Origin of the sequence: Pseudomonas sp. DR48 (assembly GCF_019823085.1) — a bacterium.
In the GTDB taxonomy this organism is placed as follows: Bacteria; Pseudomonadota; Gammaproteobacteria; order Pseudomonadales; family Pseudomonadaceae; genus Aquipseudomonas.
This window is the reverse complement of sequence record NZ_CP081946.1, coordinates 1,841,215-1,860,237: the sequence shown is the minus strand read 5'-3', so window position 1 is coordinate 1,860,237 and position 19,023 is coordinate 1,841,215. Positions and strand designations below refer to the sequence as shown.

General features: G+C 59.5%; 14 protein-coding genes. 2 read left to right on the top strand and 12 right to left on the bottom strand.

Annotation, left to right across the window (positions count from 1 at the left end; translation table 11 throughout):
• Positions 1–32 precede the first annotated feature (32 nt).
• A complete protein-coding gene (locus K5K95_RS08550; RefSeq protein WP_222589089.1) occupies positions 33–869 on the bottom strand; it encodes an amino acid ABC transporter permease in 837 nt (278 codons plus the stop codon).
• Entirely contained in the window at positions 866–1,687 is an 822-nt protein-coding gene (locus K5K95_RS08545; RefSeq protein ID WP_222589088.1) for an ABC transporter substrate-binding protein, read from the bottom strand. Before K5K95_RS08545 ends, K5K95_RS08550 begins: the two co-directional genes overlap by 4 nt.
• A 112-nt stretch (positions 1,688–1,799) precedes the next feature.
• On the opposite strand from K5K95_RS08545, the gene K5K95_RS08540 reads away from it, so the two are divergent.
• A complete protein-coding gene (locus K5K95_RS08540; protein ID WP_222589087.1) occupies positions 1,800–2,699 on the top strand; it encodes a homocysteine S-methyltransferase family protein in 900 nt (299 codons plus the stop codon).
• A gap of 68 nt (positions 2,700–2,767) precedes the next feature.
• Here K5K95_RS08540 and K5K95_RS08535 read toward each other — a convergent pair whose 3' ends face one another.
• From K5K95_RS08535 to K5K95_RS08525, 3 genes are read right to left on the bottom strand one after another with little or no spacing between them, the layout of a single operon-like run.
• On the bottom strand, positions 2,768–3,439 hold the full coding sequence (locus tag K5K95_RS08535; protein ID WP_222589086.1) for a GNAT family N-acetyltransferase: 672 nt from the start codon (positions 3,437–3,439) through the stop codon (positions 2,768–2,770).
• Positions 3,440–3,456: 17 nt separating this feature from the next.
• The gene (locus K5K95_RS08530) at positions 3,457–3,903 is read right to left on the bottom strand and encodes a GNAT family N-acetyltransferase (RefSeq protein ID WP_222589085.1); all 447 of its coding nucleotides are present in this window, start codon (positions 3,901–3,903) and stop codon (positions 3,457–3,459) included.
• Positions 3,904–3,913: 10 nt separating this feature from the next.
• The gene (locus tag K5K95_RS08525) at positions 3,914–4,537 is read right to left on the bottom strand and encodes an FMN-binding negative transcriptional regulator (protein ID WP_222589084.1); all 624 of its coding nucleotides are present in this window, start codon (positions 4,535–4,537) and stop codon (positions 3,914–3,916) included.
• 91 nt (positions 4,538–4,628) lie between these two features.
• Between K5K95_RS08525 and K5K95_RS08520 the strand changes: the two genes are divergently transcribed.
• On the top strand, positions 4,629–6,176 hold the full coding sequence (locus K5K95_RS08520) for a PLP-dependent aminotransferase family protein (protein WP_222589083.1): 1,548 nt from the start codon (positions 4,629–4,631) through the stop codon (positions 6,174–6,176).
• A 12-nt stretch (positions 6,177–6,188) separates the two neighbouring features.
• On the opposite strand, the gene K5K95_RS08515 is transcribed toward K5K95_RS08520, so the two are convergent.
• The 7 genes from K5K95_RS08515 to aspA all read right to left on the bottom strand — a co-directional run bounded on the left by K5K95_RS08515 (position 6,189) and on the right by aspA (position 18,881).
• Entirely contained in the window at positions 6,189–10,706 is a 4,518-nt protein-coding gene (locus K5K95_RS08515) for a dermonecrotic toxin domain-containing protein (protein ID WP_222589082.1), read from the bottom strand.
• Between the two features lie 146 nt (positions 10,707–10,852).
• A complete protein-coding gene (locus K5K95_RS08510) occupies positions 10,853–11,953 on the bottom strand; it encodes a polyamine ABC transporter substrate-binding protein (protein ID WP_222589081.1) in 1,101 nt (366 codons plus the stop codon).
• Positions 11,954–11,965: 12 nt separating this feature from the next.
• A complete protein-coding gene (locus K5K95_RS08505) occupies positions 11,966–12,997 on the bottom strand; it encodes a histone deacetylase family protein (RefSeq protein ID WP_222589080.1) in 1,032 nt (343 codons plus the stop codon).
• A gap of 265 nt (positions 12,998–13,262) precedes the next feature.
• Positions 13,263–14,261, bottom strand: a complete 999-nt coding sequence (locus K5K95_RS08500; RefSeq protein ID WP_222589079.1) for an AraC family transcriptional regulator — start codon at positions 14,259–14,261, stop codon at positions 13,263–13,265.
• Between the two features lie 163 nt (positions 14,262–14,424).
• Positions 14,425–15,429, bottom strand: a complete 1,005-nt coding sequence (locus K5K95_RS08495; RefSeq protein WP_222589078.1) for an asparaginase — start codon at positions 15,427–15,429, stop codon at positions 14,425–14,427.
• A 104-nt stretch (positions 15,430–15,533) separates the two neighbouring features.
• Entirely contained in the window at positions 15,534–16,985 is a 1,452-nt protein-coding gene (locus tag K5K95_RS08490) for an alanine/glycine:cation symporter family protein (protein ID WP_222589077.1), read from the bottom strand.
• Positions 16,986–17,456: 471 nt separating this feature from the next.
• A complete protein-coding gene (gene aspA / locus K5K95_RS08485; RefSeq protein ID WP_222589076.1) occupies positions 17,457–18,881 on the bottom strand; it encodes an aspartate ammonia-lyase in 1,425 nt (474 codons plus the stop codon).
• Positions 18,882–19,023 lie beyond the last annotated feature (142 nt).

Here is a 19,023-nt window from a genome sequence, read left to right as displayed (position 1 = left end):
CATCTACAGCATTCGACGGCTGCGACATTTTGCTAACTACGACTCAAATACGCCTTCCCGTAATGCCGCTCCATCCTTGCCTGAATCAGCTCCAGCCCAATCGACATCACCCAATAAATCACCGCCGCGGTCGTCAGCATCTCGATGTACCGATAGCTCGACCGTCCATACGATTGCGCCAAAAACATCACTTCCCAGACGCCCATCACCGAGATCAGTGACGAATCCTTGAGCATGGAGATGAATTGGTTGGTGGTCGGCGGAATGATGGTGCGCATGGCCTGGGGGAGGGTAACGCGCCAGAAAATCACGGTTTCGCGCATGCCCAGCGCCAGAGACGCTTCGCGTTGGCCGTGGGGAACGCCGAGGATGCCGGCGCGGAAGATTTCGCTGAGGTAGGCGCCGTAGTTCAGGGACAGGGCGATGATGCCGGCGGCGATGGCACCCGGGACGATGCCGAGTTGCGGCAGGCCCAGGTAGATCAGCAGGATCTGGATCAGCAGCGGCGTGCCGCGAAAGAACGAGGCGTAGAAACTTGCGATCCCGAAGGCCACGGCGCTTTTCGAAAGTCGCGCCAGAGCGGTAATGAAACCCAGTAGCGACGACGTCACGATTGAGCACAGGCACAAAAACAGTGTCAGCGCCGCGCCTTGCAGGAAGCCGTTTGGCGCCAGGTGCAGGCCAATCAGGTTGGGCAGTTTGTCGAGGATGATCGAGAACTTCAGATCGAAGCTCAGGAAGAAACTGGCGAACAAACCGAACATCGCCGCCCACGTCAGGTATAGCCGCGTGCGAAAGCCGAAGATTCGTCGCAGCCTGGATTCAGCCACCGGTTGCGGTGGCTGAGGGGGTGTCGGGAAAGAAGTCATTTGCTGATGTCGGCACCGATCCATTTTTGCGAGAGCTTGCTCAGGGTGCCGTCCTGTTTCAGTTGCGCAAAGACTTCACGCACCTTGGCGTCCCACTGTGCATCGCCCTTTTCGATGGCGACCGAGTTGGGTTCCGAGTACAGCGGCTCACCGGCCAGTTTGAAGCGTTTGTCTTCGGTCAGACGTGGTTGCGCGGTGACGAGATTGGTGAGGATCGCATCGAGCCGCACACCAGCGCCCAGCCCCAAGTCCTGGAACGCTACGTTGTCGGTGTCATAGGGCGCGATCTGCACATCTTCAAACGGATACTGCAATTGGGTGTCTTCGGCGCCTTCGATCACCAGGTTTTTGTTCAGATAGCTTTCGTAGCTGGAGGCGCTGGTGAGGCCGACTTTCTTGCCACTCAGGTCTTTGGCGCTATGGATGCTGTCATCCTTGGCGTTGACCACGATCACCGCTGGCGAGGCGTAATACTCGACCGGGAAATCGAAGACCTCGGCGCGGGCCTTGCTCGGGGTCATCGAGCAGACGCAGATGTCATAGCGCCCGCTCCAGCGGCCGGCGGCGATCACATCCCACGAAGGGGTTTCGAGGCGCAGTTTGACGCCCAGTTTATCCGCCACGGCTTTGGCGACATCAACGTCGAAACCGGCGAGCTGGTTCTGCTCATTCAGAAACGAGAAGGGTGGATAGCTCTCCATCAACACGCCCACCAGTTCCTTCTTTTGCTCGATGCGATCCAGCGTGGCGCCGCCAAAGGCTTGGGTGGAGGCAGCCAGAATTGTCAGGCCCAGGGCCAGTAGTGGTTGGAATTTCACAGTCGATCCCTGATAAAAAAATGGTTGTTATTAACCGGATGGTGCGTATTAAATAGTTATAAGGGTGACTCGGGTAGTGAGTTATTTTCATAAGCATATGAGTAAAAGGCATATGGACGCAGCGAATACGGTAATTCTGGATGGCGGCATGGGGCGTGAGTTGCAACGCCGAGGAGCACCGTTCAGACAGCCGGAATGGTCGGCACTGGCCTTGAGTGAAGCGCCGCAAGCAGTGGAAGCGGTGCATGCGGCTTATATCGAATCTGGCGCGGACGTGATCACCAGCAACAGCTATGCGGTGGTGCCGTTTCACATTGGCGAAGAGCGTTTTGCCGCTGAAGGTCAGGCCCTGGCGGCACTCGCCGGTGAGTTGGCCCGACGTGCCGTGAATGCCGCGGGCAAGCCTGTGCGGGTAGCAGGTTCATTACCGCCGCTGTTCGGTTCTTACCGCCCGGACCTGTTCAACGCTGCCCGGGTGACTGAATTGCTGGCCCCCCTGGTGACCGGGCTGGCACCGCATGTCGACCTGTGGCTGGCTGAAACCCAGAGCTCGATTGTCGAGGCGCGGGCGATTCACGCGGGTCTGCCGAAGGACGGCAAGCCGTTCTGGCTATCGTTTACCTTGAAGGATGAAGACACGGACGAAGTGCCGCGTTTACGTTCCGGAGAACCGGTCGCTGAAGCGGCTGAAGTGGCGGCTGAGTTGGGCGTCGAGACATTGCTGTTCAACTGCAGCCAGCCAGAAGTCATCGGGGCTGCAATTGATGCGGCGAGGAAAACCTTCGAGCGTTTGGGGGTGAAGATTCACATTGGCGCGTACGCCAACGCCTTCCCGCCGCAACCGAAGGAGGCCACGGCCAACGACGGTCTTGATCCGTTGCGCGAAGACCTTGATCCGCCAGGTTATCTGCAATGGGCGGCGGACTGGAAGGAACGCGGCGCCAGCCATTTGGGAGGCTGCTGCGGGATAGGGCCGGAGCACATCGCAGTGTTGGCCCAGAAACTCGCCTGAAAGATCTCCCGCGTCGGCCCCGGAAGGCGACGCGGGATGCATTCCCATGCAGAGCGTGGGAATGCTCGTCAGGCGCGGCACTCCGCCAGGGTTTTCACCTGGCCCGAATCCGTCTGGTTCTCGTCGGATAGCCACCGCTCGAACCCGGCGCCAATCGCCGGCCATTCCGAATCCAGGATCGAGTACCACGCCGTGTCCCGGTTCTGCCCCTTGACCACCATGTGCTGGCGAAACACACCTTCAAAACTGAACCCCAAGCGCTCCGCTGCGTACTTGGAGCGGGCGTTGCCGTTGTTGCACTTCCACTCCAGGCGCCGGTAACCCAGTGCGAACGACTCCTTGGCCAGCAAGTAAATCGCTTCGGTGCTTTTTGGCGAGCGCTGCATCGGCGCGCCGAAGGTTACATGGCCGATTTCGATGCGACCCTGGGCAGGAACAATCGACATCAGACTGAGGATTCCCTGCACGTCACCGCTGGCCCGGTCGATCACGCTGAAGAAATACGGGTCGCTGTTGGCCGCATGATTGTTCAGCCAGTCATTGAACGCGCTGCGCTCAGGAAAAGGCCCGTACGGCAAATAGTCCCAGAGTTTTGGGTCTGAGCCCGGGCCTTGCAGGGCTTTCCACAATCCATCGGCGTGACGCGCCGGGTCGAGTTTCTCCAGACGGATGAAACGCCCTTCGAGGGTTTGAACCGATGGCGCCGGGACGCCTTTCCAGTTGGCGAGTGAAGTCGACATGTTGTTCTCCTTGAACGTTAAAGGGCTTTGCGAAACTGGATGAAACCGGGGCGTTCGGCGATGCGCTCGTAGAGCTGGATCGCGGTGGCGTTGGTTTCGTGGGTCAACCAATGGACTTTGCAGCAGCCATCCTCTTTGGCGGTGGCGTAAACGAATTCGATCAACTTTCGGCCGACGCCAGTGCCGCGGGTTTGCGGCACTACCAACAAGTCTTGAAGGTAGCAGGAATTTTCAATGCTCCAGTTCGAGCGATGGTAGATGAAGTTCACCATGCCGACCGCTTTGCCATCGAGCCAGGCCAAAGCGGAATGAGTCGGCTCGTTGTGGTCGAGCATGCGCTGCCAGGTGCTGTGCGTAACCGCCTCCGGCAACTCGGTGTTGTAGAAGTGCAGGTAGGCTTGCCACAGCGGCAACCAGGCGGCGTGATCGTCGGCGCTGACCTGGCGAATTTCAATCTGACTCATGTTCATTTCCTTAACGCATCAAGTGGGCGAGGGCCTGGTCGTGGACGTCAGGGCTGGCGGCGAGGCCTTCGCGCACGCCGGCGATGTCTGCGGTGCTGCGGTTCTGGCTGAGCTTGCGTTTGCCTTCCAGGCGCTGGATTGGCAGGGCAAACCCGACGATGGCTTTGAGCATGCCGTCGATGTAGTCGGCGGGCGCGTCCGCCACTTTCCACGGCTGAGCGCGGCCGGCCTCGTGGCGATCGGTCAGCGCGCTGACCAGGCCAAGCAGGCGATCGGCATCGCTGAACACTTCGGCCGTGCCGTAAGCGTGGACGGCAACGTAGTTCCAGGTGGGTACGACTTTGCCGTGCTCGGCTTTGCTCGGATAAAACCCCGGGCTGACGTAGGCATCGGCACCGGCAAAAATCACCAGCGCCTCGGCACCCTCCTGCAATTCTTTCCACTGCGGATTGGCACGGGCGAAGTGACCGTAGAGGGTGCCGTTGGGGCCTTCGTCAGAGCGAAAGAGCAACGGCAGATGACTGGCCTGCAAGCCTTGCGCGCCATGCGTAATTACCATGGCGAGGCGGGTGCCGAGGATCTGCTGGTGCAGTTCATCCACATCTTTGATGGCAAAGCCGTTTGGGTTGTACATAGAAAAAATTCCTTGGCGAATGTCTGCATCCTAGGCAGGCTATTGGTCTGTTGTAAGAGCCATTAATGACCAATTTCATAGGTCCATTGCCATGAGTCAGGCGCCGCTTTCTCTTTCATTCAACCCCGCCGGTATCGAACTCGATCGTCGCCAGGGCTTGAGTCGCCAGCTCTATCAGGCGTTGCGCCTGCGGGTGCTGGACGGACGACTGGCCAGCGGCACGCGATTGCCGGCCAGCCGGGATCTGGCGGAGGCGCTGGCGATTTCCCGCAACAGTGTGGTCCGTGCCTACGATCAGCTTTACGCCGAAGGGTTTATCGAAGGGCGTGTCGGCGATGGAACTTACGTGGCGCAATTGCCGCAAACCGCGCTCCCGGTGAAAAAATTATCCACAAAAGTATCCACAGGGTTGTCAACAGGGTTACCCACAGCCTTATCCACAAATTGGCTGGATTTGCCTGTGGTTCCATCCAGTAAAGTTATCCACAGTGGTGCTTTGGGGCGCGTCGAGAAGAACCATTTGGCGCTGCCGCCGAGTGGTCCTCCCCGGGCATTTCGGGTTGGCGTTCCGGCGTTCGATCTGTTTCCTTTCGAGGTCTGGGCCAAGCTGAATGCGGCTTTCTGGCGAAAACCGGATCTGCAGCAGCTGTGTTACGGCGATCCGGCAGGGGATGAGCGTTTGCGCGGCATGATCGCCGCGTACTTGCGCAGTTCCCGGGGCATGCAATGTTCGGCTGAGCAAATAGTGATCACCAGTGGCGCGCAGCAGGGGATTAGCCTTTGTGCACAGCTGCTGGTAGAGCCTGGCGATGGCGTCGCGATTGAAAATCCGGGGTATCGGGCGGCGGGGCATGCGTTCGCGGTGGCAGGGGCGCGTTTGCACGGTGTGGCAGTGGACGCCGAGGGCATCGATTGCACCGAATTGAACGGGCTCAATGATTGTCGTCTGGCCTATGTCACGCCGTCGCATCAATACCCGACCGGTGTGGTGATGAGCCTGGCGCGACGCCTTGAATTGCTGGCGTGGGCCGAACGTACCCAGGGCTGGATCGTCGAGGACGACTACGACGGCGAATACCGTTACAGCGGCGCGCCGCTGGCACCGTTGGCGGCTCTCGATCGGCAGGGGCGGGTGCTGTATGTCGGGACCTTTGGCAAGGTTGCATTCCCGGCGTTGAGACTGGGTTATCTGGTGCTGCCGCCCGGCCTGGTTCAGGCCTTCTCGCAACGCCGGGCGGTGGATGTTCGACATTCGGAAGTGAGCACACAAGCGGTAATGGCCGAGTTCATGGGCGCAGGGCATTTTCAGCGGCACATCCGCCGCATGCGCCGTGCGGCCCTAGGTCGGCGCAATACCTTGTTGGCCGGTTGGCCGCAAAATATCCCCGGCATCGGCAGCCTGCCGAGTGTCGCGGCAGGCTTGCACCTGACGGTGGCGGTCGACTCACAGGCCCGTGAACGCGAACTGATCGAGCAAGCCGCCAGCGTCGATGTCGAGATCAATGCACTGAGCAGCTACTGGCTGCCCGATACACAAATACCGGTGGACCAGCGCGCAGGCCTGGTCCTGGGATTTGCCGCGGTGCCCGAAGCGTCGATCAACGCAGCACTCGCGCGTCTGGAAAAGGTCTGGCGTTAATCACGCGGTACCTCAGGTTTCGGTCTGTGGTTCCAGACTCAGAAACAGTTGGCGCAGGTCGGGATCGAGCAGTTTGCGCAGGACACCATCAATCGGCTCGACGCTGCTCAAGACCTGCTGCTGTTCAGGGGCGAGGTTCTTGAGAAAGTCATCCGAGACTTTCAAGTGTGCCGCGGTGGGGTTATCCGCTGGGCTGTCGAGCGCTTCATAGTGAAAATGCGCCAGCCAAAATACCTGGTTGGTTGCCTTGTCGAGAATCCGGTATTCCTGGAAGACGTCGCCTAAGCCTTTGGTCTGGATGCGTCCTCGTTCGTCGCGACGGATCTCAACCTGTCGGTTCTCATGCAGCCATTTGAAAGCGCTTTGTGTCGGTTTGCGCTTTTGGTACAGGCGCGCTCGCACTTTAATTCCTTCTTGACGCATCCGGCGGGCCGTCTCACGCAATTCCAGGCTGAGCGTGGCGATTGGCGGGGGCGTTCCCCCTGCTTTGCTGATCCGGATCATGGCCTGATCCACCTGGCTGGCACCGTGCTCCAGTTTGACTGCCTGTTGGTCAAACACATCCTGCATGTCGGCGGGGATGCGCCTCGGACGCAGGGCATCTTTACGCGTCTGGGTGATGAACTCACGAGTATTGAGGTTCAGTTCAATGCCGGCCTCGATAACCCCGTTGTCATCGAGGGCCGAGGATGGCAATTGGCGGGTCAATGCGATGGGCTTGATGGGTTCGTCTGTGGTGTTCTCGACGTCAGTGCGGCTGGAGTCGCGTGGTCGGCTCTTGCGCACTTTGGCCGGTTGCCGTGAAGGGCCCTGCTGTCCTCGCTCTGCCGGTTTTCGCACAATCTGCGGCTCTGGCAGCAATGCCTGAAGTCGGTCCTGTGCCAGTTGTTCGAACTCGGCAACAAGCGCTCGCAGATGATTAAGCCGGGGTTGCCTGACCAGGCCAGGGTAGGAGACGGGCAGTTCCTGAATACGCTGATCGGCGTCGGCGAACGCCTCCACCAAACGGCTCATCACTTCGACAGGCGGCTGCAAAGGGTGGGGGGCATCAGCCGCTTTTATCAGGTCCACCAGCTGATTGGCGGCATGGGCGGCACTTACGACGATCTTGCCGACGGCGTCTCGCGCCTGGGACATCATCGGGCTGGCTTGCTCTTGAATGCACAGCTCCTGGGCCATGCCGATTTCATTGGCTTTGAGATCCAGCGCAGTGAACGAAGGCGTGAGCTTCCTTATTTCGACTGATCGCTCGATACCGGCTCGTCCCGCCGCGCGCATACCCTCAAGCGTTGAGCTCGACAGGGCCAGTTTATCGACCATTTCGTGGCTCAAGTCGGTCGCCTGCTGGATCCTGCTGATGTAGCTCTCCAGCGGCAGCGGATCTGCCTGGCCTGAGTTGCTCAGCATATGGGTGGCCTCGGCATACTGGTTTTTTTTGATCACAAACCACAACGCGAGATTCTTTTGCAGCAAGGTGCTCATGCGTAGCAGGTCGTAGACATAGTTCTTCGATCCACCCAACGTGCGCCATTCCTGCAGTTGTTCCAACGCCTTGTGATACCCGCCGATGATCGTGTCCAGTTTTTGCGCATAGGCCATGCATAAGCGGTCGTAGTCTTGGCTATCGGCTTTCTGAATATCGGTATGCATCGCCGTCAGCTCGGTTTCGCTCTGCGCTTCCTGGCTTTTGAAGGTTTCCAGAACCTTGTCCAATTCATGTTTGCGCAGCTCGCCGGCAGCGACCTGGGGTTTACTGAACACATTCCCGGCTCCCCCGCGCAGGCGTAACCGCAGATCGATAAACCATTGCCCTGTGCTGTTATGAACCAGTGGCGGACCGGTTCGGCTGAGGTGGCCGGGGTCAACAATACAAGCCTGTCCGTCCCCGTTGACCAGGACCTGGAACCATCGATCGCCGACCTGGGCAAACTGTTTGTCGTCGAGCTGGTAGAGATGGGGAGGCGCTTCGTTCACCTTCGTCACGTTCTCGGCCGCGATATCGATTGCCGGGACTTTGAATGTATCCAGCCAGGTGCCCAGCGCCGCAGGTGTGCGACGTGGCACTGCACCCGCGACTTCAAGCGAGGTGTAGTGCTCCGGCGCAAGTTCCGAGGGCAGCGGCACGGGGTTGAAGGTGATGGCGCCAGGCTCGATTTTCGGCGGGACTTCCTTCTCCGCCGAACGCCGTGTTTTGCCTGATAGCGTCTTGCGCCGCAGCACGGCGTGATGGCTGAGAATAATGCCCAGGGTCAGGAGAATGTCCGAGACGGAAGTCCACACGATAACGCTGTCGCCCTTGTCACTGGCGTCGAGAGCTTCTTGGATTTCGTTGATGCTCTGCCATACCCAGACGGCCGTTCCAACGGCGCCGCTGAGGACATTCGAAGCTGCGTTGAACAAAGCCCAGCTGCTGTCTTTGAGCAGGCTCCAGCGTCGCTCCGCATTCGATTGCGACTGGCGGTCAGCCAGATCAACCAATGCCTGCGCATTGCTCTTGAACAGCACCGACAGGATGTTGCCGGTGATTTCTTCACTCTCGAACACCACGCGCCCGAAGCGGTCCGCGCGCTGCAATGGATTGACCAACTGTTCGGCCACCAGCCAAGGGGAAGGCAGGCCCACCGGGAAAACAGACTGAGCGTATTCAAAGCTCAGGGTTTTGTCGGGCAGCCATGCCAGTAGCGAGTCCCTGAGTTCGCCGGGTTGGTGCAGCGCGTACAGCAGGTTTTGCCTGGAGGGAAACTGCAACAAGGGCTGATCCAGCATCGGGCGATAAAGCAGACAAGGGCCGCTGCGGGCATTTCGAGGGCTGATGATGAACATGTTTGCGACCGTGTCGCTGGCGCTGATCAAGCGATGTTGCGGTGTCAGCGTGAGTGGGTAGATGGCAATGGACCGGGTTGTTTCGTTGTCGGGATCAAACAACTCCCTGACGTATCGATAGCAGTATTCATCGATCCCTGCCTCTTGTTTGACCTTGCCCTCCAGCGCCAGAAGCGGCAGCAGCAACCGCAACTGATCGCAGTAGAAAGATTCCTGGCGACGGGATTCGACGGGGTCATCGATCAGTTTGCGCTTGATCAGTGTGGGGTACGCTTCGCCGACGTTGACCTGCGCCGCCAGGCTGGAGAGAAACGCAGGCGTCAGCCATTGCGGCAGCGGATGGTCGGGGATGAAAAAAACCGTCGCCATGTAAGGCGCCTCGTTTTCCAGCGCGAAGTCGGCCAGGGTTTCGATGCGCTGATCGAGGGGATTGGGCAGCGTCAGATTATCGGCAGTGAAGCTGCTGGTGACGCGGATTCGCAGGTCATCCAGCGGTAGGCTCGCAGCGCCGATGGCGCGAGGATCAGCGATGATCGCTTCACGCATCAGGCGTTGTGCATAGTCGGTAATGGAAGGTATCTCGGCTCTGGCGGCTTTGTTTTGCGGTTCCCGATAGAGCATGCCCAGCGCGCTGATGTAACGACCATAGTCTTGAATATCGGTGGTCGATGCGTCGCGCAACCAGTCGGGAATGGCCGAATCCAGATGCTGGAAGCGAGCGTATTCGAGGGTGTCCGGTCCGGTCTCGGGCAAAGCGGCGTCACCGACAGGCGCATCAATGGACCTCATCGAGTCTATGGCATCGAGTTGTGACGTCACCAAGGCCCAGGCCATGTGGTCAAAGACGTTGCCGTCAGGCTCGAACAACTGCCACCTGAGGGCCCGCCCTGTGGGTTGATCGTCCAGGCGAGCGGGCAGCGAGTCGCCCAGTTGTTCCATTGAAGCGAAGGACTCATAACCACGCTCGATCGTGTACATCATCAGCAATTCGCGTTTACCGCGGGTGGCCCTGAGCACCAGGGCGCCACCGATCAACAGATGGCTGTCGACATCGTTTTCAACGGTATCGATATCAATCAGGCAGGCCTGGATCGCCGACAGCCCGCTGATTGAATGTTGGCGGGTGGCTCGATCCGGATCGTTGAACACTGCACGCGCCATGGCGCATTCATCGGCGTCCCAGCCTTTGACCGATTGCACGTTCAGTGTTTTGCGCAATGAGTCGGAGAGCTCCAGCCAGCGAGCCATTTTCCTGCCTTTGTGGTTCCAGAATTCCAGTTGCTGACGTTGCAGCTCGATGAACAGCTGCGGCGCGGTGTCGTTCAGTACCTTGGCAATTTCCTCGATGCTGACCGCAAGGTGAACCGGGTTCTTGACGTCGGGTTCCAGTGTCAGGAAATGCTGCCCTTCAAGGAAATTGGCTTTTGTTCCGAACAGGCTATTGCGCAAGAGTGTGAAGGTCAGTGACTGGAATTCGATCGGGCCTGCTTCGACCTGATCGTTCACGACGTTCCATTGTGGTGTAGCGATGGTCGTTTGGTCCGGGTCGATGTTCAGTTGCGGATAGAGCGTTCCCAATGCCTGGCGCAACAGCTGTGAGGCCACATCTTTTGGCAAAGGACCGTGACTGATCTGCCCGATCAGCTCGCTTTTTTCTACTAAAAGCGTGGCGTCATCCAGGGACTCGGATGGAATGATATTGCTCATGACGGCTACCTTGGAGCAGGGAGGAGGACAAGAAGGACCTCTTGATTGCACCAACGGTAATGGGGCGCCAGGAGCCCGGGGTGGTAACTATTTATGCCTTCAAAAAAAGACCCGCTATCGCGCGGGCCTTTGATCTTGAGGGGGAATCAGGTCCCGGACTTGATTTTGGTCCAGGCCCGGGTCCGTGCGCGTTCGGCATCGCGCGGCAGCGGTTGCAGGGTGTAGAGCGTGCCCATCGCTGTTTCGGTCGGGTACAGGTTCGGGTTGTTGCGAATGGCCGGGTCGACCATTTCCGTGGCGTCCTTGTTCGGGTTCGGGTAGCCGACGAAATCGCTGACCGGGGCGATCACCTGCGGTTGCAGCAGGTAGTTGATGAAGGTGTAGGCATCGTCCGGATTCTTCGCGCCTTTAGGGATGGCGAGCATGTCGAACCAGATCGGCGCACCCTCTTTTGGCAGGCGCATGTCGACGATGACGCCGTTCTTGGCTTCCTTGGCGCGGTTGGCGGCCTGGGAGAAGCTGCCGGAATAACCGACCGCGACGCAGATGTCACCGTTGGCGATATCGGCCATGTACTTGGAGGAATGGAAGTAGGTGACGTACGGACGAATCTTCATCAACAGCGCTTCAGCCTTGTCGTAGTCCGCCGGCTTCTTGCTGTTGGGGTCCAGGCCAAGGTGTTGCAGGGCCAGCGGCAGGATCTCCGATGGCGAGTCGAGCAGGGCGACGCCGCACTGCTTGAGTTTGCTGATGTTCTCTTCCTTGAAGATCAGGTCCCAGCTGTCCACTGGCGCGTTGTCACCCAGGGCGGCTTTGACTTTGTCCGGGTTGAAGCCGATCAGGATGGTGCCGTACATGTACGGCACGGCGAATTTGTTGCTCGGGTCGTTGGCTTCGATCAGCTTCATCAGCTTGGGATCGAGGTGGTTCCAGTTCGGCAGTTTGCTGCGGTCCAGTGGCTGGAACACCCCGGCTTCGATCTGCTTGGCGAGGAACACGTTGGACGGCACCACCACGTCGTAGCCGGAGTTGCCGGTCAGCAGCTTGGCTTCCAGCGCTTCGTTGGTGTCAAAGATGTCATAGACCAGTTTGGTCTGGGTGTTCTGCGCCTTGAAATCTTCCAGGGCCTTGGGCGTGATGTAGTCGAACCAGTTGTAGACGCGCAACGTTCGCTCTTCAGCATGGACGGCGCCACTGAGCACTGTGGCGCACAGTGCCGGGGCGATAAAACGCTTGAGTCTGTTCATTGTTTTAATTCCTCATTGGGCGCTTTCAAAACCTTCGAGAACATTCACGGCGTTGATGCCGATTTCTTCCACCGCGTAGCCGCCTTCCATCACAAACAGCGTCGGCTTGCCGAGACCCGCGATGCGCTCGCCCATCGCCAGGTAATCCGGGCTGTCGAGCTTGAATTGGGAGATGGGGTCGTCCTTGAACGTGTCGACGCCCAGGGACACGACGACGATGTCGGCGCCGTATTTTTCGATTTCCTTGCAGGCGTGTTCCAGCGCTGCGCTCCAGCTGTCCCACCCGCTGCCGGCGGGCAAAGGGTAGTTGAAGTTGAAGCCTTCACCGGCGCCTTCGCCCAGTTCGTCTTCATAGCCGAGGAAGAACGGGAACTCGGCTTCGGGATGGCCGTGGATCGAAGTGAAGAGCACATCGCTGCGCTCATAGAAAATCGATTGCGTGCCATTGCCGTGGTGGTAATCGACGTCGAGAATCGCGACCTTTTTATGGCCTTGGTCGAGGAAGGCCTGAGCGGCGATGGCGGCGTTGTTGAGGTAGCAATAACCGCCCATCAAATCGCTGGCGGCATGGTGTCCCGGCGGACGGCACAGGGCGAAGGCACTGCGGGCGCCATTCTGAATGGCGGCTTGTGCGGTGAGGGCGACCTGGGCTGCGCTGTACGCCGCTTGCCAGGTGCCGGCGGTGATCGGAGCACCGCCGTCGAAGCTGTAATAACCGAGCTGGCCGTGCAGGCTGGTCGGCAGAATCCGGCGCAAGGTGCGGGCCGGCCAGGTGTAGGGCAGCAAGTCGCCGTCGGTGTTGAATTCGGTCCAGCGTGCCCAGGCACCTTTGAAGAAATCGAGGTAGTCGCGGCTGTGGATGCGCGCGATCGGATCGAGGCCGAAATCCTGTGGCGCCTGGACCGGGCCCAGGTTCTGGTTTTGCACACGTTGCAATACGTGGTCGGCACGTGAGGGCATCTCGAAGCAGGGCATCAATTGCCCGTCCATCAATTCGCAACGGCCGTGGTGCAGGTGGTGATCGTCCGAGTAGATCGTCAGCATTTTCTTGTTCTCCGCAGGCTGATTCGGTTGAACACAGTCTTGCGGCGCGGCGCGATTCGGAGAACGGCAGGAAAGGCCAAAAGGGGATAAATATGGCCAAAATACATGACCGAAATTCGCCCCTTATTGGCGCGATGGTGCCCCGGTTCAGAGCATGTGCTGTTGAACCTGTGGGAGCGGGCTTGCTCGCGAAGGCGTTCTTTCGGTCAATGGAAATGTGTCGAATGTGCTGGCCTCTTCGCGAGCAAGCCCGCTCCCACAAGGGTTATCCGTGTGGCCTGAACTGACTCGGCGCCACACCGCTCCAGCGCACAAAGGCATGGCGGAAACTGGCGGTCTCGCTGAAGCCCAGCGCCTCGGCGATCCGGTAGATCGGCATCTGGTCTTCACACAGCATATGTTTGGCTTGTTCAAACCGGAGTTCATCAAGCAATTCCTGGTAACTGCAGCCCAGGTCCTTGAGGTGCCGACGCAAGGTTCGCGCTGAACAATTCATCTGCTCGGCCAATCCTTCAAGACCGGGCGCCGCATTGAGTTGGGCGCTGAGCAGTTGGCGAATCCGTCCCAGCCACGCCTGACGCCCGGTGAACTCGGTGTTTTGTTTGCGGCAGCGTTCGGCCATGGCCTGGTGGGTGATGACGTCGGCGAGCGGCAGGGGGAGGTCGAGCCAGCATTTATCGAAGGCAAAGGCGTTGTCCCGTGCCTCAAAGTGCAGCGGACAGTCGAAGTGCTCCGCGTAGGTCGCCTCGTAGTCAGGGGCGGCATGTTCGAAGCGGGCCGCCAGCAATGGCAGCGGATGCCCGATCAAGTCGTCGCAGATGACTTTCAAGGACACCAGGCAAAATTCGGCATTGAATACGGCCATCGCCGGACTTTCCCGGTAATCGGCGGCCACGAACCAGACGCGCTCGCCATCGCTTTCCAGGCTCAACTCGAAAAGTGTTCCCAACAGCGCCGGATAACGCATCGCCAGCCGTAACGCGTCACCGAAGGTGGCACTGGTGAGCAGCGCATAACCGAGCATGCCGTAGGAGGAAACGTGCATGCGCCGCCCCAGTTCCAGGCCGATGTCACGCTTGAGCGCGACCGCATTGGCGCAGACCTGCATCTCCTGGTTGGTGGTGATGCGCGTGTCCGCCCGGCTCAGATCCGCCGCGCTGATGCCGCTTCCCGCGAGCAGCGCTTCGCTGGACAGGCCTTCGGCCTTGAAGGTGTTGAGCACCAGTGAGACAGCGTTGAGGGTGGTGAGGTGGGAGTGGAGCATGGGTGGTTCCAGCCATTGGATGCTGGAACCGCAGCAAGTTATATGCCGAGCGCAAAACCCTGTGGGAGCGGGCTTGCTCGCGAAGGCGGTGTGGCAGTCACGTCGATGCTGAATGTGGCGCCGTCTTCGCGAGCAAGCCCGCTCCCACAGGTTTTGTGGTGTTTCAGATGAGTTCGCCGCAGAGGTCGAGCTCGATGAGTCGGCGTACTTCGGCGGTGTCGAGCCCGGTACCCAGCAACCCATGCAACTTGCCAAACGCTGCCTCACGGGTCATGCCGCCACCCGACAACACGCCAGCACCGCGCAAGCGACTGCCGGCCTCATACACATCCAGCTCAACGCCGCCTTCGTGGCACTGCGTTACCGCGACCACCACAACGCCTTTGTCCCGCGCCCGCTCCAGGCTGGCGAGAAACTCGGGGTTATCGCTCGGCCCCGTGCCACTGCCGTAACACTCCAGCACCAGGCCTTGAATGCCACTGTTCAACACACCGTCCAGCTGTTCGGCACCAATCCCGGGGAACAGCGGCAGCACGGCGACTTTGGCCAGTTGTTTCGGTTGGTTGTAGGTTAATTGCGTCGGCAGCGAAGTGGCCTTCACACCGCCGCCCTGACGCTCAAGACGCTTGAATGGATGGCGCCCGAAACTGCGCACTTTCGCGCAGCGGGTCGGGGCCAGCAGTTCACCGTGGAAGTACAGATGAACGCCCGATGGCAAGCCTTGGCCCAGCGCAACCAGCGCGCCGCTGAGGTTTTCCCAGGCATCGCTGTCGGTCACGCCGGCAGGCAGCATTGAGCCGGTAAACACTACGCGGGCATGCAGGCCGAGCAACTGAAAGCTCATCGCCGCTGCGCTGTAAGCCAAGGTGTCGGTGCCATGCAAAATCAGCACGCTGTCGCAGCCTTGAACATCAACGGCGTCGACCACCGCTTCACGCAGTTGCTGCCAATAGGTGGGAGACATGTTGGCGCTGTCGATCAGCGGCGACATTTCACGAAAGCGCCACTGCGGCACAACCAGGTCAGGCTGGCTGTGCAGGTAGTCACGCATCCGCGCTTCAAAACCGGACGCCGGGGCCAGGCCGTTGGCGCTGGCCTGCATGCCGATGGTGCCACCGGTGTAGAGCACCATGACGTGCTGGGCGGCAGGAAAGGAATTGGCAACCATGGGGAAGTCTCCACAAGAGATGACATGTGGGAGCGAGCAGGCTCGCTCACACAAGTTGTGCACTTTAACTGACGGGCGCAGGGGATGCGCCCGTCATTCACCGATCAGCGTTGCGCTGCGGGTACGCCTTGCGGCTGTGCTGCGGCCTTGGGAGTGGCAGCGGGCGGATTGGCAGGCCAGGCTTTCAAGTCCAGGTCCAGATCCGGGAACTTGCTCGAATCGAACACAGGCGTCTTGATGCCGGCCGAGCGCTGGTCATCGTAGTCACGCAGGATGCGCATGCCGACCTTGAACAGCAGGAACAGCGCGATAAGGTTCACGAACGCCAGCAGGGTCATGGTGATGTCGGCGAAGGCGAACACCGTGCCGAGGTTTTCGATCGCACCCCAGAAGATCAGCACCAGCACCAGTGCGCGATAGCCGATCAACGCCTTGCGGTTTTCACCGATCAGGAAGCGCAGGTTGCTCTCGCCCAGGTAGTAGTTGTAGAGGATCGAGGTGAACACGAACAACGACAAGGCCACGGAGATGAAACTACGGCCCCAGTCACCGACCACGGCGGCCAGCGAGTTCTGGGTCAGGGCAATGCCATCGCCTTCAAAGCCTGGGGTATAGAAACCCGACAAAAGAATCAGCAACGCGGTGCAGGTGCAAATCACGAAGGTGTCGAGGAACACGCTGAAAGCCTGAACCACACCTTGTGCCACCGGGTGTTCTACCGAGGCTACGGCGGCCACGTTCGGCGCACTGCCCAAACCGGCTTCGTTGGCAAACACGCCGCGTTTCACGCCCATGACGATGGCACTGCCGATCAGGCCGCCGAAGGCTTGATCCAGACCGAAGGCGCTTTTGACGATGGTCATCAACATGCCAGGAACGTGATCGAATTGCAGCACGATCACGTAGAGGGTCACGCCGATGTACACCAGGGTTTTCACCGGCACCAGCAGGTCAGCGACCTTGGCGATACGCTTGATCCCGCCCACGAACACCAGGCCCAGCAATACCGCCAGAGCCAGGCCGGTCCAGGTGGTGTCGAGGCCGAACGCGTTGTTCAGCGAGTGCGTCACGGCGTGGGATTGCAGCCCATTGAAGGCAAACCCGAAAGTCACCAGCAACAGGAAGGCCATGATCATGCCCAACCAGCGCTTCTGCAGACCGTGCTGAATGTAGTAGGACGGACCGCCACGGTAGGTGCCATCGGCATCGGCGCGTTTATAGAGCTGACCAAGGGAGCATTCGAAGAAGCTGCTGGACATGCCGACCAGTGCGGTCACCCACATCCAGAAGACTGCACCCGGACCACCCAGGGTTACGGCGATGCCGACACCGGCGATGTTGCCCGCACCAACGCGGCCGGCGAGGCTGAGCATCAAGGCCTGGAACGAACTGAGTTGCCCGGCGCTGCTTTTGAGGCTGTCGCGGAACACCGAGAACATGTGGAAGAAGTGACGCAGTTGAACGAAACGCGAGCGGATCGTGAAGTAGCTACCGAGCCCGACAATGAGCACGATCAGTACTTTCCCTGAGAGGAAGTCGTTAATGACTTCGAGCATGGATTATTCCTCGCTGTTTTTTGTTTAGGCAAATGCTGGACGAGTCGAAACATCGCGTTACACCGGTTTGCACTTGGCAAGACAGGTGAGGCGAACATTCGTCCCGGTTTCATATTGCGGGTTTGTTATTAGTTCGGGTTTCGCATGGGTTTGAGCCTCGTTACCGACGACCGCTCACGCGAAGAGGGGCGGCACTATACCTACCAGAGTGACGTCCGTCTGCACGATTGTGGTGCAAGCGATGAATCGAAGCCTTGAAGCACCTGACGTTACCGGCGCCAGGCTTATGCAGAAGCTGCTCTTACATTTCAGCTTCCAGACATTCTGTCTTACTGCCAAAGAGTTAAAAAAAAGGGCTTGGGGAATAAATCCCCAAGCCCTCAAAAGGTGAGAGGTGTCTAGTCCCTCGACCTGGTGAGCGTGGCTCCCGTTGCTCTTGGTTAAAAGAGCAAGAGCCGGCGTTGCGTTCGGTTAGGCCTTCAGAGGCACCAGACGCGGAGCAATCATGTTTTCCGGGCGCAGGATGTCGGCGAGCATGTCTTCGTCGAGCAAGCCTTCTTCGCGCACAAGTTCCAGCACGCCGCGGCCGCTTTCAAGAGCGATACGGGCGATGCGGGTGGCGTTTTCATAGCCGATGTACGGGTTCAGCGCGGTGACCAGGCCGATCGAGTGCTCGACCAGTTCGCGGCAGCGCTCTTCGTTGGCGGTGATGCCGACGATGCAATGCTCGCGCAGCATGTCCATGGCGCGTTGCAGCAGGCGGATCGAGTCGAAGATCTTGAACGCGATCAGCGGCTCCATCACGTTCAGTTGCAGCTGGCCGCCTTCGGCCGCGATGGTCAGCGCCAGGTCGTTGCCGATGATCTGGAACGCCACTTGGTTCACGGCCTCCGGGATGACCGGGTTGACCTTGCCGGGCATGATCGAGCTGCCTGGCTGACGCGCTGGCAGGTTGATTTCATTGATGCCGGTGCGTGGGCCGCTGGACAACAGGCGCAGGTCGTTACAGATCTTCGACAGCTTGACCGCGGTGCGCTTGAGCATGCCGGAGAACAGCACGAAGGCGCCCATGTCGGAGGTGGCTTCGATCAGGTCGGCGGCTGGAACCAGCGGTTGACCGCTGATCACGGCCAGGCGCTGAACGGCCAGGTGCTGGTAACGCGGGTCGGCGTTGATGCCGGTACCGATTGCGGTGCCGCCCAGGTTCACTTCGGTCAGCAGTTCGGGGGCCAGCGTCTTCAGACGGGCCAAGTCTTCGCCCAGTGTGGTGGCGAAGGCGCGGAATTCCTGGCCGAGGGTCATCGGCACGGCGTCTTGCAGTTGGGTACGGCCCATTTTCAGGACGTGAGCGAATTCCTGACCTTTGGCGGCGAACGCCTGGATCAGGCTGTCGAGGCTGGCCAGCAGCGCGTCATGACCCAGCAGCAAACCCAGACGGATTGCTGTCGGATAGGCGTCGTTGGTCGACTGCGCCATGTTCACGTCGTTGTTCGGGTGCAGGTATTGGTACTCGCCTTTCTGGTGACCCATGGCCTCCAGCGCGATGTTGGCGATCACTTCGTTGGCATTCATGTTGGTCGAAGTGCCGGCGCCGCCTTGAATCATGTCCACCACGAACTCTTCGTGGAAATCGCCGCGGATCAATCGTGCACAGGCTTCGCTGATGGCAGCGTGCTTGGCTTCGCTCAGGTGACCCAACTCGCGGTTGGCGTCAGCGGCGGCCTGTTTGACCATCGCCAGGCCGACAACCAGTTTCGGGTAATGCGAAATCGGAACGCCGGAGAGACGGAAGTTGTTCACCGCTCGCAGGGTCTGGATGCCGTAATACGCTTGAGCCGGTACTTCGAGTACGCCAAGCAAGTCTTTTTCTGTGCGGAAAGATGCAGCGGAGGACATGATAGAAATCATCTCGATATGGACCCGGTCTGTGCCGGAACGCTGCAAATGCTAGGCTTGTGGATAATTTTCGGCCAATGCTGTTAAACACTGGCCTATGCACATTCGGCATAATGCCCATGTGACGCCACGTGTGTGGCGA

What these genes read in the sequence shown, in the direction of transcription:
- K5K95_RS08520 (WP_222589083.1), top strand. Translation starts at nt 4,629, where the DNA reads ATGAGTCAGGCGCCGCTTTCTCTTTCATTCAACCCCGCCGGTATCGAA.
- K5K95_RS08535 (WP_222589086.1), bottom strand. Translation starts at nt 3,439, where the DNA reads ATGTCGACTTCACTCGCCAACTGGAAAGGCGTCCCGGCGCCATCGGTT.
- K5K95_RS08505 (WP_222589080.1), bottom strand. Translation starts at nt 12,997, where the DNA reads ATGCTGACGATCTACTCGGACGATCACCACCTGCACCACGGCCGTTGC.
- K5K95_RS08530 (WP_222589085.1), bottom strand. Translation starts at nt 3,903, where the DNA reads ATGAGTCAGATTGAAATTCGCCAGGTCAGCGCCGACGATCACGCCGCC.
- aspA (WP_222589076.1), bottom strand. Translation starts at nt 18,881, where the DNA reads ATGTCCTCCGCTGCATCTTTCCGCACAGAAAAAGACTTGCTTGGCGTA.
- K5K95_RS08540 (WP_222589087.1), top strand. Translation starts at nt 1,800, where the DNA reads ATGGACGCAGCGAATACGGTAATTCTGGATGGCGGCATGGGGCGTGAG.
- K5K95_RS08550 (WP_222589089.1), bottom strand. Translation starts at nt 869, where the DNA reads ATGACTTCTTTCCCGACACCCCCTCAGCCACCGCAACCGGTGGCTGAA.
- K5K95_RS08515 (WP_222589082.1), bottom strand. Translation starts at nt 10,706, where the DNA reads ATGAGCAATATCATTCCATCCGAGTCCCTGGATGACGCCACGCTTTTA.
- K5K95_RS08500 (WP_222589079.1), bottom strand. Translation starts at nt 14,261, where the DNA reads ATGCTCCACTCCCACCTCACCACCCTCAACGCTGTCTCACTGGTGCTC.
- K5K95_RS08495 (WP_222589078.1), bottom strand. Translation starts at nt 15,429, where the DNA reads ATGGTTGCCAATTCCTTTCCTGCCGCCCAGCACGTCATGGTGCTCTAC.
- K5K95_RS08510 (WP_222589081.1), bottom strand. Translation starts at nt 11,953, where the DNA reads ATGAACAGACTCAAGCGTTTTATCGCCCCGGCACTGTGCGCCACAGTG.
- K5K95_RS08490 (WP_222589077.1), bottom strand. Translation starts at nt 16,985, where the DNA reads ATGCTCGAAGTCATTAACGACTTCCTCTCAGGGAAAGTACTGATCGTG.
- K5K95_RS08525 (WP_222589084.1), bottom strand. Translation starts at nt 4,537, where the DNA reads ATGTACAACCCAAACGGCTTTGCCATCAAAGATGTGGATGAACTGCAC.